General features: G+C 50.5%; 9 protein-coding genes and 3 pseudogenes. 3 read left to right on the top strand and 9 right to left on the bottom strand.

What is annotated here, in order from left to right:
• Window positions 1–56 precede the first annotated feature (56 nt).
• Window positions 57–594: pseudogene (locus BLU85_RS22750) on the top strand (IS3 family transposase); the annotation flags it as partial.
• Between the two features lie 422 nt (window positions 595–1,016).
• Here BLU85_RS22750 and hisN read toward each other — a convergent pair.
• The 4 genes and pseudogenes from hisN to BLU85_RS22735 form a co-directional block, all read right to left on the bottom strand.
• On the bottom strand, window positions 1,017–1,808 hold the full coding sequence (hisN, locus tag BLU85_RS22745) for a histidinol-phosphatase (RefSeq protein WP_092204622.1): 792 nt from the start codon (window positions 1,806–1,808) through the stop codon (window positions 1,017–1,019).
• A 104-nt stretch (window positions 1,809–1,912) separates the two neighbouring features.
• On the bottom strand, window positions 1,913–2,668 hold the full coding sequence (locus tag BLU85_RS31845) for a methyl-accepting chemotaxis protein (RefSeq protein ID WP_371914254.1): 756 nt from the start codon (window positions 2,666–2,668) through the stop codon (window positions 1,913–1,915).
• Window positions 2,669–2,773: 105 nt separating this feature from the next.
• Window positions 2,774–3,868, bottom strand: a pseudogene (locus tag BLU85_RS31840) (HAMP domain-containing protein); the annotation flags it as partial.
• Window positions 3,869–4,167: 299 nt separating this feature from the next.
• Window positions 4,168–5,493 carry an alginate export family protein gene (locus tag BLU85_RS22735; protein WP_092204620.1) on the bottom strand — a complete coding sequence of 442 codons (1,326 nt, stop codon included), beginning with the start codon at window positions 5,491–5,493 and terminating at the stop codon, window positions 4,168–4,170.
• Window positions 5,494–6,064: 571 nt separating this feature from the next.
• Here BLU85_RS22735 and BLU85_RS22730 point away from each other — a divergent pair.
• Both BLU85_RS22730 and BLU85_RS22725 read left to right on the top strand, forming a co-directional pair.
• Window positions 6,065–7,537, top strand: a complete 1,473-nt coding sequence (locus BLU85_RS22730; RefSeq protein ID WP_092204619.1) for an aldehyde dehydrogenase family protein — start codon at window positions 6,065–6,067, stop codon at window positions 7,535–7,537.
• Between the two features lie 117 nt (window positions 7,538–7,654).
• Window positions 7,655–7,883: pseudogene (locus tag BLU85_RS22725) on the top strand (IS5/IS1182 family transposase); the annotation flags it as partial.
• 822 nt (window positions 7,884–8,705) lie between these two features.
• Here the strand turns inward: BLU85_RS22725 and BLU85_RS22715 are convergent.
• The 5 genes from BLU85_RS22715 to gtdA form a co-directional block, all read right to left on the bottom strand.
• Window positions 8,706–9,902 carry a 3-hydroxybenzoate 6-monooxygenase gene (locus BLU85_RS22715; RefSeq protein ID WP_092204618.1) on the bottom strand — a complete coding sequence of 399 codons (1,197 nt, stop codon included), beginning with the start codon at window positions 9,900–9,902 and terminating at the stop codon, window positions 8,706–8,708.
• Between the two features lie 48 nt (window positions 9,903–9,950).
• Window positions 9,951–10,592, bottom strand: a complete 642-nt coding sequence (gene maiA / locus BLU85_RS22710) for a maleylacetoacetate isomerase (RefSeq protein ID WP_092204617.1) — start codon at window positions 10,590–10,592, stop codon at window positions 9,951–9,953.
• A 13-nt stretch (window positions 10,593–10,605) separates the two neighbouring features.
• A complete protein-coding gene (locus BLU85_RS22705; protein WP_092204616.1) occupies window positions 10,606–11,970 on the bottom strand; it encodes an MFS transporter in 1,365 nt (454 codons plus the stop codon).
• A 70-nt stretch (window positions 11,971–12,040) separates the two neighbouring features.
• Window positions 12,041–12,739, bottom strand: coding sequence for a fumarylacetoacetate hydrolase family protein (locus BLU85_RS22700; RefSeq protein WP_092204615.1), 699 nt, complete (start codon window positions 12,737–12,739; stop codon window positions 12,041–12,043).
• Window positions 12,740–12,758: 19 nt separating this feature from the next.
• Entirely contained in the window at window positions 12,759–13,811 is a 1,053-nt protein-coding gene (gene gtdA, locus BLU85_RS22695) for a gentisate 1,2-dioxygenase (RefSeq protein ID WP_092204614.1), read from the bottom strand.
• Window positions 13,812–13,822: the final 11 nt, after the last annotated feature.

The following is a 13,822-nucleotide window of genomic DNA, read 5'->3' as shown; positions in this document are numbered from 1 at the left end:
TGTAATAAAAGTCTGATTGATTATGGTGTGGTTTTGACTTTTCAATTAGTTTGTGACCCAATTTGCTGAAGCGCCAGTTCGATATCCTGGAACCCAACAAGGTTTGGGTAACCGATATCACGTACATTCGTACGTACGAAGGCAGGTTGTATTTGGCGGTGGTACTGGATTTGTTTTCTCGGCAGGTCGTTGGCCGGTCAATGAGGTCACAGATGACCAGTGATTTGGCTATTGATGCGTTGTTGATGGCGGTTTTTGAAGGCGTAAACCGAAGCAAGAGGTGATGGTTCATTCCGACTAAGGCAGCCAGTACAGCAGCTCCGATTGGCGAAGCTTTTTGAATGCAAACAATTTAATTGCCAGCATGAGTCGCCGAGGCAACTGTCAGGACAACTCCGTTGCCGAGAGCCTTTCCCAGCTTCTGAAACGGGAACGGATCAAGCGAAAAATCTACACCACTCGGGAAGATGCTCGGAGTGATGTGTTCAATCACATCGAGATGTTCTACAACGTAGAGCGCCGCCATGGTTCAACAATCAGCTGACACCTGTAGAGTTTGAGAAGCGTTACGCAATGAGCTTGCAAGGTGCCTAGAGAATCCGGGGCGATTCAACATGGCGACAGAAAGAATCATCGACACTGGATTCGCTTATCTGGCCCGTAATATCCGGCGCAGACGTTGTTAAGCCTGAGCGCAGCAGTGTTTGTCGCCGGCCATTATTGACCCGACAAGACCGAGGCTGCCTCAAATCAACCCTGCGCAGATGCGCTGTCGGTGGTATAAAAGCATTTGGAAAAGGTGGAACGGAGGTCGCCAAACTTTAACAAATACGCACAGAGCTGCTGTCTATGGCTACCAGGTGCAAGCTGGCTGTTTTGGGTCTACGCCATCCAGTCGTTCGATTGTTGATCCATTATTCCAGCGCGCTAGGGGAGCGCCAGTGAAGTGCTGTCCTTGAAGGATATTCACGTCCGTACTTCCGACCCGTAATAGCTTTGCAGGCGGTAGATACCTACTAGGCATTTAGTAAATCGAGTATCTGCTTGTGCAGAGCAGGATCGCCGCAAGCGACAATCTGTCCCCCATTTTGAGCTGTTCCCCCCGACCAGTTAGAAACGACACCACCCGCCCCCTCAACGATGGGTATCAGCGCTTGTATGTCATAGGGCTGGAGTGCTGCTTCCACTATTACATCTACAAATCCTGCCGCAAGCATGCAGTACGCATAGCAATCACCGCCGTATCTCAACAGCCGGACACGCTGTGCTACCCCTTCAAAAGCTGCTTTCTGCTTGGGTGTAGTAAACATATCTGGTGTGGTGCACATCAACGTCGCAGAAGACAACTCGGCGCATTTGCGGGTCAGTATAGGTTTTCCATTACAGAAGCTTCCGAGTGGTGAACCGGTGAAGCGTTCGCCGGTAAAGGGCTGATTCATGAGTCCTATTACCGGTACAGCGCCGTCATTCAAGGCTATAAGAGTTCCCCAGAGCGGTAAGCCTGTGATGAAAGCACGGGTGCCGTCAATTGGGTCAAGTACCCACTTGAAACGAGATGATCCAAGCTGCTCCCCAGCCTCTTCCCCCAAGATTCCATGCTTTGGATAAGCCATCGTGATCAGTTGGCGCATGGCTGTCTCCGCTGCCATGTCAGCCACCGTCACAGGGTCGAATAGCGCACTATCGCCCTTATCCGTCACCCCCAGGGTTTGACGAAAATAGGGCATGATAACGGCGGCCGCCTCATCCGCCAGCCGTTCCGAAAAGTCGAGATATTCGTTTAGTTGACTACCAGAAGGCACTGTCATGTGTTTTCCTTTTGTTGTATCGTTGGCAAAAAAGCGGTTAGGTTGACACTTTCGCCGTAAACGTGCTCTTAAAATACCATGCCTTTCCTTCTGGCCGACTCGGCTCACGTCTTAAAATTGCCAGTTAGCCTGAGTTGCTCACTTGCTTGAATATTGAGCGTTTCGCTCGCTTGACGAGAGTTCAATGTTTGGGTCGATAACGATTCTGTGACGTCGCGAATCGTGGCTACGCTTCGGCTAACCTCTTCTGCGACGCGACTCTGCTGTTCTGCAGCGCTAGCAATTTGCAGATTCATGTTCTTGATAATGCTCACTGCACTATCGATTTCCCGGAAGGACTTCGCTGCAAGGCCGACTTGTTCGACACCATCGGCAGCTCTGGCGGTGCCATTACGCATCGCAGCAACAACCCCGATGGTTCGGTGCTGCACCTCCTCGATAACTTCCCTTATTTCCTCGATTGAATCCCGGGTATGCCTTGCTAAATTACGGACTTCGTCAGCGACCACTGCAAAACCACGTCCGCTTTCCCCGGCCCTAGCGGCTTCAATAGCTGCGTTAAGAGCAAGAAGGTTTGTTTGTTCAGCGATTGAATGGATTACCCGCAATACCGACCCGATTCGATCACTTTTTTGTGCAAGGCTTTCGACATGGTCTCTAGCGTCAGCAAATTCCTGGGACAATCCTTGTATGGCATTTGTCGTCAGCAAGATCACGTCTAATCCATTGCGCGTCGCCCCGTCGGCTTCTCGCGCTGCTTGCGCCGCCGATGCAGCGTTTTGCGCTACGTCTAGTGCGGAAGAACTGAGTTCTTGCGAAGCCGTTGCCACAAGATCGACTTCATGAAATTGCTGCTGCATATCTGAGTGTATTTTATTCGCTACATGAGCAGAGTGGTCTGCAGTTTGGCTGGCTTCGCTCGCGACGCGCTGGATGTCTGCTATCAGAGGCTGAAGAATGTCTAGAAAACGGTTGAACCAGCTAGACAGTTCTCCCAGCTCGTCCTGGCGGTTATAATGCAAGCGTTTGGTCAAATCGCCGCCTCCGCCTGCTATGTCTTTGAGCATCGAAGCCACGCCCAGAATAGGACGAGTTACCCCTCGTGCTGTCGACCAGACCAAAATCAATCCAGCCAAAGCCGCGAGAAGACCAAATACCAATTCGGATTTCGCATTGTCGGAGCTTTTTACGTCCAGTTCCTGCTGAAGGGCGATGGCCGGGGCGAGAACTTTTGTTTCGGGAGCGCTGAGTAAAATGCCCCAAAAGGCCGAGTCAGGTATGGGCTGCATTGGAATTAAAGAGGTGAGCGTGCCTTGGCGGGATTCAACAAGCCGATCTCCATGTTTTAGCTTTGTCAGTAAGGTTTGACTGTTCTTATCGTCGGTCTCTTCCAGGTTTTGCCCGAGCTTGCTTGCGTCTGCGCTATAGCCCGCCAGCAGTCCCGTAGGCGTCAGGATACTAATCGAACCAGCACCCTCGTAAAGTGACTTATTGGCGATTTCAACAATCTCTTGCAGCTTCCCTAGGCTGATATCCATTCCTGCTACGCCAATGACTTTACCGTTTTCCATTATTGGAAATGAGAGCGTGGTAATCAACGTACGTTGTCCTGATGCATCGTCGAAATATGGTGATAACAGACAAGGTTTTGCTGTTGCCTTGGGACAGTCGTACCACGTGCTGAAAGGACTGCCGTCCAGTCCTGGAGTTTGATCGGTGATGGTCGCTTCTGGGGTGGGTTTGGACGTCAGTTTGCCGTCCGCTTGCGACGAGTACAGTGAAAAGCGCCCTTGTTCATTACTACTGAAACGTTGTTGGTTCAAGAACTGCGCATCTACCCCATCTAGAGCGTTCGGCTCAAAAATAAGAAACATGCTCAGCAACTGAGAGTTGGTCGAAAGACGCTTATTCAACAGGTCAGCAAGCTCGCCTCTTATCAATGAGGGCTCTAGACCTTCACGATGGGCGAGTAGGCGAAGATTTGCTACCTCAACTGCAAAATTCCGACCTAACTCGTAGCTAGCCAATAGGTGGCTTTTGACCGTCTGGCTTTGCAGCATGCCTTCTGCTAGCAGCCGCTGCTCAGCAACCCTGCCGAGAGCTTCTGTACTCCGCTCTTTAACAAGCGAAGTATTAATGGCTGACTTAAACAGGGATAGTGCAGTCAATCCGCCGACAATCAGCAGTAAGCAAATTCCAACCAGGAGCGTGACTCGTTGTTGGATAGAGAGACGGGCGTTAGCCATAGAGAGTCCCCAAAACACGATTTATGAGAATGAGTTCGCAATAACCTGATGGAAGAGCAGGCTTACTCTGGCTCGCAGCTCATATTCGCCATGAGCTGCGAGTGAGGACAGTGTTAGAAGAATGTGCCAACAATGAGTTGTACGTAGGTATTGGTATCGTTACTGCCTAGCTGCAGGCCGCCCTGACCGGCGCTTTTGTCAGGTGTGTATAATCCGATGAGAGGGCTGATCATGAAGTGCTCGTTGATCATCCACTCCATGTAAACGTCTAGCTCATGCCCACCATAATTGGTCGTGTTCTTATTGATGGGATTGAAGTCAAAGAACAGTGCGCCCACCGTTAGGTCTTCACGTGGCTTCGCTTTGAGACCTACATGATGAACCTTAGTGTTTGTGTTGAAAGGGCCCGCATAATTGCTTGCAACCTCGCCTTGAAACCAGGTGCCATAGCCTCGACTGAGACCGTAAAACAGCGGGTCGAAATCTTCAGAGAACCGACTGTAACGATACGTCGCAGTTGGCGTCCAAGGTACATCGGCAAATGTCCAGCTGCTTTCAAAATACCACGCGTTCTCGCGACCACTGCTTCGGTCTTGAGTCGCATATTCGAACGCGAGATTCAGATTTTTGACTCCCAAGGAGCCGTTGCCTCGCAGGCTCACTGTATCCATTCCGTCGCGTTCCAATTGAGCAAGGGTTGCAAATCTTTTGTTAACGTCCAGCCCATGAAGATAGGTCAGCCCCAGCGTTCCTAGCTCGTCCACATGTTCCAGATTCGCTGCAGCCAGCTTTGTGTCAGCCTGAGCATGATTATTTGAGCCCAAGTACATCAGATCGCTACGCCATCCGCTATCCCCACCGATTCGCAGGACGGCGGTCTGGTCGAATGTTTTTCGTGCTGCAAGATAATAGGCACCGCCCCGGTCGAAATTTTGCCCGAGATCAACGTCGCCCAGATTAAGTGCGTCTCCGTTGATCAAAAATCCATCGCCGATGACAATCTTCTGCCGGCCAGCCGATATATCAATACCGTTCGTCCCCAAGGTTGGAAATAGATCTCCAGACTTCCAACCAAGATATGCGTCTTCTACCGCTGTTCTTCGTTCTGAACCTTCTGTGAAGCCAGCGGCATCCCCGTCTCCCCATGTTCCCGAGCTTAGAAGACTAAAAGCACCATACAGGCTGCCGTTGCCCCCCAGGCCTTGAGTACCGCTGAGACCGTATTTGATGTATCCCTCCCGCCAACTCGAACTTCCTGAGCTGCGATTTCCAAATACCGCGTAATTCTCGTCGCTATGCATTGCCGCAAACACAGCTTCTAGATTCGCATTTAAGACGGTCTCATTTACGTTGTAAATCTCATAGGCGTGAGCCGGAAGGGCTACGGACAGAGCTACTGCAATGAGAGTGTTTTTGGTTGGTAAAGATCTATTCAGCATGATCCTGCTCCTTTCTTGTGAGATTTTTTGGGCAGAAGGTGATCTTGTAAAAGCTATGCGGTGGTGCGGTGGTCGATTTTTATAGGTTTTCCGCGCTTTCCCTGCTTGGTGATTGTTTTAGGTAAGAGATCTGATCACAACGCTTGCTTGGTGATTGGTTGATCGCCATTTGCGATCTATTAGTGAGTCGGAAACGCTTACGCATGCGTAGGAATAGATAGGTGTTGCAATGGTTGCTAGCCACTCGCTTCCTGCAAGGCTGCTTGTGCTCAAAATCACTAAACAATTCGTGATCTGTCCAAACTAATCAATCACTGGATGTGATCGATTCATCATAAAAGGAGGGTTGTATATTAACGGGATTTGATCAGACAATCTGAGCCAGTGGGAGTGTTAAACTTAAAATGAGAGTTAATGAGGCGAGCTGGTCGATTGATATTGTAAGCAGGATAAGGCTTTTTATATTTCACTTGGCAGTTTGCAGTAAAAACTACTTTGCTGATTAAGGCATGCCAGTGCCTTAATGTTCGGTATCATATTTGATCAAGCTAAAGGCTGTTGGAGCAAAATAATGAAAAAATCCCAGGCTTATACAGACTTCCATTTGCAGCCTCTCGCGGGCACTTGGAGAAAAGGAAACTCCGGTCGTTTACTGTCTGTAATTGATCCGTTCACCCAGCAATCGCTTGTTGAGATTCCATTAGCTGACAGGTCTGACTTGGATGAAGTATTCGAGGCAGCTCGGAAGGCACAAATAAAGTGGGCTGCTGTCGGCCCTGCAGCCCGGGCTGCAGTATTACTCAAAGTTGCACAAATTTTTGACGAAAGACATGACGAGCTAATTGATTGGATCATCCGAGAAACGGGTGGTACGGTGGTCAAGGCAGAGTTTGAATTGTCAGCAGCGAAGGGAATTACCCTCGAAGCTGCGTCTTTTCCAAACCGTGTTCACGGGCGCATTGTCGAGACAAATGTAGCAGACAAAGAAAGTCGCGTATATCGCCGTCCCATTGGTGTTGTGGGTGTCATCAGTCCTTGGAACTTTCCCCTCCACCTAACTCAACGATCTATCGCTCCTGCAATTGCGTTAGGGAATGCTGTTGTTGTCAAGCCGGCCAGTGACACCCCTGTGACAGGTGGGCTTTTGTTAGCGAAAGTTTTCGAGGAAGCTGGCTTACCACCTGGTGTTCTGAATGTGATCGTTGGCGCGGGTTCGGAAATTGGTGATGCTTTTGTACAGCATCCAATCCCGTCGTTCATATCGTTTACTGGTTCAACTCCTATCGGTCAAAACATCGCAGTACAGGCTGGCAGCGGCGAACATCTTAAACACGTTGCGCTTGAATTGGGCGGTAACAACCCCTTCGTAGTGCTTGAAGACGCGGATTTAGAGGTCGCTGTCCATGCAGCCGTGGTGGGGAAGTTTTTGCACCAGGGCCAGATCTGTATGTCGGTAAATCGAATTATTGTTGAAGATTCAATTTATGACGATTTTGTGGCTCTTTTCGTGGAACGTGTACAAAACATTCGCACGGGCGATCCAAAAAATCCGCAAACTGCTCTCGGGCCGGTTATCAACCAAAAACAATTTGATAGTCTGGTAAAGAAAGTGGAGCTTGCTAAGCGCGAAGGTGCAACGCTTCGTTATGCTGGTGAATCCTATGGGCTCGTCTTCGCACCCCATGTATTTGTCGATGTCGAACCTGGGATGGAACTTGCGAGAGAAGAAATCTTTGGGCCTATTGCCGCTGTAATGCGTGCTAAAGACTCAGAGCATGCTTTAACCTTGGCTAATGACACGTGCTTCGGGTTGTCTGCTTCGGTGTTTTCCGGCAGCGCTGAGCGCGGTGTCCAGTTCGCTCGCCGTATCCACTCCGGCATGGCTCATGTGAATGATATTCCGGTAGCAGATGAAGCCAATATCCCGTTCGGTGGTGAGAAAAATTCAGGGCTAGGCCGATTCAATGGTGACTGGGCAATCGAGGAGTTCACGACGACCCAGTGGGTTACAGTCCAATCTGCGCCTCGTCCATATCCTTTTTAATAAGGTGTAATGTGGTGAGTAAATCGCCGTCTTATCAGGCTGTTTGAAAACCTAGCAATCTGCTGGCCGATCAAAGAAAATGCCCGTATCGCAAGGTAGGGGCATTTTTTATGCACTATTCAAGGTGAAAGAGATCCGCTTCCAGAGCGGGTTGTTTCACTCTCTCTGGACGAACTCGCTCCTGAAGACCATCTGGCTCGGGTCGTCGAGGCATACATTCCCCTTCTGAACCTTGAGCATTTGGATTTGACAAAGCCAGGCCCAAGGGCATGGGGTGTCCTTCGTATGATCCCGCCGATTTACTCAAACTCTATCTCTAGGCTATTTCAAACGCATTCGTTCGTCACTATATGCCGGATCTCTATGCAGCGGGCAGGACGGCTCTAGCGTCAACCATAACCAGTCGGGACTCAGATTTAATTCATTAATCGTAGAACAAATTCTTGCCATATTCAGCGGTTTCCTGGCACCGGAAAACCATTGTCGCGAAAGAGCTGATCGCTAAGACCGGTGCCCTCTACCTAGCTATCGATACGACTGAGCAAGCGATTCGACACTCCGGCACGCTTGCGCGAGATGGCGGACGCTGTGATCACATGGTAGCTAACCAGCTTTCGCTGAGTAATCCTCTGCTAGGGCACACGGTCATCGTTGATTGCGTAAATCCACTGACAGAGAGCCGAATGATGCGGAGCAGAATCGCCTCTGAGGCCGGTCTTCGGCTAGGGGATATTCAGGTGATTTGCTCGGATCAGATGAACATCGGCGCCGGGTAGAGCGAGGATAGGTGATATTCAAGACCTGACCTCACCAACTTGGCAGGCCCTTTTTTGAATCATATGAAGCGTGGGCCGAAGCTCCGCTTTGCATCGACACCGCGTTGACTTAGCCGGTACGAGTAGAATTGATGGTTGCCAAACGTTTTTTTCAAATAAATCGCGACAGCCAGGCTAGGTGACAACATTATATTATTGGACGCTTGCCTTGCACTTGGGGCAACAGTTTATAACTTAAGGTTGCTGGATATATCCTAGAAAGTAATATGCAGTTGATGAAGACGGGGCATAGTTATGCTATGCCCCTGTTCGTTACGCTCAGAGTGTTGTAAAGCCTGACCTTCGAAAGCAAATACCTAACAATCGAGGACGTGAGGACTGAAACGAGCAATTTAACTATTTAAGCAGTTTTCTACATTCCAGCCATACAACCATTGCAGAGCATCGTAGAATTGATCCTGGCTACGGCCGTCCCAAAGCTGATTTCGAACAAGTCGTTCGACTCCCTTAGCATGGTAGAGTCGTCCCATTTCTCGCGCCGACCAAAGAACTCGAGCAGTACGTGGGATACGGACAGACTCATATAATCTAAATGCTGCAGTTAAATCGTGGTTGCATGCTTTGACCGCTTGTCCTAGAACTACTGCGTCCTCAAGCGCCATACACGCGCCTTGTGCGAGGTACTGTGTCATAGGGTGCGCTGCATCGCCCAGGATGGTTGCCCGCCCTTCACCCCACTTGTCGACGGGATCTCGGTCAGCAGTAGCCCATCGGCGCCAAGACTTAGGGCAATTCAGCATTTGTCGAGGGCGCTCATGGATGCCTTCGAAATAGGACAGCACTTCCTCTTGACTACCATCACTTACACCCCATTGTTCTTCCTTGTTGCTGTGGAATGTCACAACCAGGTTGTACTGTTGACCGCCTCGCAATGGATAGTGCACAAGGTGGCAGCGTGGCCCCGCCCATAGCATTGGCGCGTTCACTCTGAGATCCACAGGCATGTCTTCGACATCGACAACGGCTCTGTACACCACATGACCTGTAACCCGAGCCTCATCGCCTACCAGCACCTCTCTGACGATAGATTTAACGCCGTCGCATCCGATAACGGCATCTGCCTCGTAGCTATTCCCGTCGCAATCAATAAGGGTGACGCCGTCTTCAGTTGTATCTATAGAAACGATACGAGTCGAAGTTTGGAAACGGATTAAATTGTTCTTTTCAACGCCTTCAAGAATTGAAAGATGGATATCCGCTCGATGGATGACACCATAGGGGTTTCCGAAGCGCTTACGGAAGCGATCACCTACTTCAATTCGTGCTACTTCTTCCGCATCAATTGCATCCATCATGATCAAGTGATCAGTGAACACCGAGCGACTGCGAGCGGCCTCTCCCACACCTAGGGCATCCAAGGCCGAATAGGCGTTAGGGCCGAGTTGAATGCCCGCGCCGATTTCGCCAATCTGACTAGCCTGCTCAAGCAGCAAAACTTCGATCCCTTGCTGGGTGAGGGCCTGGGCGGCTGCAAGACCACCGATCCCACCTCCCACGATAATGACTTTTTGTTTTCGTTGGACAGTCATTTGGTTTCTCCGAGTTCAATTGACGACAGGTAAGAGCCGGTCGATTCGTTATTGGATGAAGTCTGGTTGTTGATCAGGCGCTGCTTGCTTGAAAGCCGGCAGCGCTATGCAGTGCCGATATACCTGCTGTATCAATGGATAAGCCGTAAGGTCGCAGCCCATGCGTTCGGCGTTGGCAACCTGCGGTATGAGGCAGCAGTCAGCGACGGTGGGGGACGCGCCGAAGCAGAACGGCCCTTGATCGTTGCGACGCAGAAACTCTTCGACTGCTACAAAACCTTCTTTAACCCAGTGGGCATACCAGTCTTCCTTTTGTTTGACGCTAATACCCAGGTTGTTCTGCAAATAACCCAAAATTCGCAAGTTATTAACGGGATGTATATCGCAGGCGATGAGATTGGCGAGTTCTAGCACTCGAGCGCGAATGACGGGCTCGCTTGGGATAAGCCGTTGTTCAGGATGAAGAGTGTCCAAATAATCGATAATGGCCATCGACTGTGTTAAGTGAAAACCATTTTCGTCAACCAAAACAGGGACGCCCCCAATCGGGCTCAACTCGCGATGCTGGTCAGTCTTTTGTTCCCCGCTACGCAAATTGACGGCATGGTATTGGTGCGCAAGGCCCTTTAGCGCCATGGCAATGCGAACTCGGTACGAAGTTGAACTGTTAAAAAAGCTATAGAGGTGCATAAAGAATTCCGATTTATACAAGGGCAGGGGAGGTAGGGCTTACGTTGTTTTTAGCGCGAGTCCCTTTTATAAAAATGGCGAGCGCCGCGATTAGGGCCGGTATCATTAATAAGGCGAATATCTGGCTGATGCCCATACCTAAACTAAACATATAGCCGCCACCGAACGTCCCACACACCGAGCCGATACGACCCACGCCGTGAGCCCAACTCACTCCGGTCGCACGACTAGCGGTGGGGTAATAGGACGCTGCTAATGCGTTGGCCCCAACTTGCGAGCCGCTGATACAGAAGCCCATGCCTGCGACGCATAGAACCAATAGGCTGTAATTTGAATGAAAGTGTCCTATGCCATACAGGCATGCCGCTCCTGTCACATACGCAATAATCAGAACTCGATGTGGTTCAAATTTATCCATCGCGCCGCCCAGGCATATCGCCCCCACGGTTCCGCCGACTTGGAACATCGCACTTACAATTGCCGCGTGGCTTAACGAAAGACCTGTGTCTTTTATTAAAAGAGGCAGCCAGTTGGTCATCATGTAAATTATGAGTAAGCTCATAAAAAACGATAACCACAGCGCAAACGTACCTAAGCGAAAAGAGCGGCTCACCAGTAATCGAAGAGGAGACTTCTCGAACAGATCCGGCTCGTCATGATTATTGCTAAAGCATCCATTCCAGTTAGTTGGCAATGTGCCAATTCGTGTAAGGATTTTCGAAATTTGCTCGCGATTTGAATCACGCAACAACAGAAAGCGGGGTGATTCGGGTAGTAGCCATATAAGTAGGGGTAAAATACAAAGTGGCAATGCACCGCCTACTAACAGGACGCTACGCCATCCAAACATAGGTACCAATTGAGCTGCGACTAATCCACCAAGCGCGGAACCTAGGGTGAACCCACAGAACATTGTGGTTACCATCAAGGAGCGCTTTCTTTGAGGACAATATTCTGATGTGAGCGTTATTGCGTTAGGCATGGCGCCACCCAATCCAAGCCCGGTGAGCAATCGGAAAAGAGCCAGCATCTCCAAATCAGTTGAAAAAGCCGCCAGCAAACTGAACATCCCAAAGCAGGCAACTGAGTACAACAGTATCCGCTTGCGCCCGAATCGATCCGCCAACGGCCCGGCAGCGAAAGCACCTAGCATCAAACCTACCAGTGCGGCGCCTAGTACAGGGCTTAAACTGGCTGCGCTGACTTGCCACTCTTCTCTTAAAGTGGGCGCAATAAAACCAATAGCGGCTGTATCAAGGCCGTCGATGGCGGTAACCAGGAAACACAGGCCGACCACAAGCCATTGCAGCCGGGCAATGGGATGGCAGTCGATAAACGCCTGTACATCCACGCTTTTATTATTATCTGTGGAAGTCATGATGATCCTCCGAGCCGCTGCTCACACAGCGGCTGGATTGTTGAGGCGAGTATTCAATGTGAAATCGCTGTTAAATCACTCGAACATTGATTTCGCCCAAGCCTTCAATGCCGCCAGTCATAAGTTCTCCAGCGACCACCGGCCCTACGCCTTCAGGCGTACCTGTCATGATGAGGTCACCAGGCTGCAACTCGAAAAAGCGCGACAGGTACTCAATTGTTTCAGGGACTGCCCAAATTAATTTGTCTATGTTGCTGCGCTGTTTGTCGACGCCGTCGACTTGCAACCAAATATCAGCGCTAGTTGGATGGCCGTGACTGCTCGCCGGATAGAGTGGAGCGATTGGCGCCGATGCGTCGAAAGCTTTGCCTATCTCCCATGGACGACCCATTTCGCGCATTTTCATCTGCAGGTCGCGACGGGTCATGTCTAGGCCTACCGCATACCCCCACACATGCTCATTTGCTTGGGCGGCGGTAATATCCCGACCACCTTTACCGATAGCGACGACCAACTCGATTTCGAAATGGTAGTTGTTGGTTTGCGCTGGATATTGAAGTTCCAGAGTCTCGCCTTGCTTTACAGGAACCACAGCATCGGAAGGTTTGCAAAAGAAGAACGGTGGTTCGCGGTCTGGGTCAAAACCCATCTCACGTGCATGCGCCGCATAGTTACGGCCTACGCAGTAGACCCTGCGTACTGGAAAGCGTGCCTCACTTCCAATGATTGGAAGGCTGGCGGTTTCTTGGGGAGCAACGACGTAATCCATTTGGAATTTCCTCAGTGACTTAGTTTTCGCGGGATTCGCGCAGCAGGCCCAGTGCTTCTTGCACAGGACGATCCGAGTAGCTGAACAACACACAGTCTTCATCTGCGTGCAGGCTTACCGCTGCCCAGCTAGGCACTACGAAGACGTCCTTCGATTCGAAAGCTAACGTCTGGCCTGCAATGACCACGCGGCCAGTGCCTTCCACAACAGAAAACACTGTCGCGTCAGTTGTCCGGTAAGTCTTGCCGGTAAAGCCGCGAGGGAGTAGCTGCATAAAAGTACCAATAGTGGGCATTGCCCATCCGCCAGTAACCGGGTTGACGTAGCGCAGCTTCACGCCATCCCATTCGTCTACCTCTTCTTGGCGTAGCAAAGTGTCCAATGCTTCACGTGTACGGGCATATGGGTAGTTGAAAATTGGCGAGGTCTTGCACTGACTTTCGTGTCGTACCGGCAGCATGTTGGCGCCGTACCGCGCCAGGCTATTTCCCTCTGGGCGAGAAATGGGTTGTACCGGTTCAGGGTAATTTTCTGCGAAACCTGCACCAAAGAAACGTACGGTAGGAATATCCAGGCCATCCAGCCAAATGACGGGTTCGCCACCGTCTGCTTCGCTGGGATTACCATGGTCATGCCAAGTCCACGATGGGGTAATGATGAAATCGCCCGGTTCCATTGTGGTTCGTTCACCATCGACGGCTGTGAATGCTCCTCGTCCCTCAACTACAAAGCGAAGGGCGGATTGGGTATGTCTATGGCTTGGAGCGATCTCACCAGGAAGAATCAGCTGTAGGCCTGCATACAAGCTTGGCGTAATAGATGCTTGCCCACGGATTCCTGGATTCTCTAGCACAAGAACGCGTCGTACAGCCTCTTCAGCGGTGATGAGTTGACCAGCCTCCATGAGGTGAGGCCGTAATTCTTTGTAACGCCAGAGAGCAGGTATGCATTGTGACGCTGGCTGCCGAGGCACCAAATTGTGTAATTGCTCCCATAGCGGGAAAAGGGACTGCGTATCGATGCGCTTATAAAAGTTAGCGCGTGAACTTTCGATGTTGTCATTGTTATTCATCGTTTCACCTT

This window comes from Pseudomonas sp. NFACC14 (genome assembly GCF_900106885.1).
Lineage (GTDB): Bacteria > Pseudomonadota > Gammaproteobacteria > Pseudomonadales > Pseudomonadaceae > Aquipseudomonas > Aquipseudomonas fluorescens_AA.
The sequence above is the reverse complement of the archived record's forward strand: the minus strand, read 5'-3'. Positions and strand labels throughout refer to the sequence as shown.

Bases quoted from the DNA above. Each gene is read 5' to 3' on its own strand.
- BLU85_RS22735 (WP_092204620.1), bottom strand. From the start codon at position 5,493: ATGCTGAATAGATCTTTACCAACCAAAAACACTCTCATTGCAGTAGCT.
- BLU85_RS31845 (WP_371914254.1), bottom strand. From the start codon at position 2,668: ATGCAGCAGCAATTTCATGAAGTCGATCTTGTGGCAACGGCTTCGCAA.
- BLU85_RS22700 (WP_092204615.1), bottom strand. From the start codon at position 12,739: ATGGATTACGTCGTTGCTCCCCAAGAAACCGCCAGCCTTCCAATCATT.
- gtdA (WP_092204614.1), bottom strand. From the start codon at position 13,811: ATGAATAACAATGACAACATCGAAAGTTCACGCGCTAACTTTTATAAG.
- BLU85_RS22715 (WP_092204618.1), bottom strand. From the start codon at position 9,902: ATGACTGTCCAACGAAAACAAAAAGTCATTATCGTGGGAGGTGGGATC.
- BLU85_RS22705 (WP_092204616.1), bottom strand. From the start codon at position 11,970: ATGACTTCCACAGATAATAATAAAAGCGTGGATGTACAGGCGTTTATC.
- hisN (WP_092204622.1), bottom strand. From the start codon at position 1,808: ATGACAGTGCCTTCTGGTAGTCAACTAAACGAATATCTCGACTTTTCG.
- BLU85_RS22730 (WP_092204619.1), top strand. From the start codon at position 6,065: ATGAAAAAATCCCAGGCTTATACAGACTTCCATTTGCAGCCTCTCGCG.
- maiA (WP_092204617.1), bottom strand. From the start codon at position 10,592: ATGCACCTCTATAGCTTTTTTAACAGTTCAACTTCGTACCGAGTTCGC.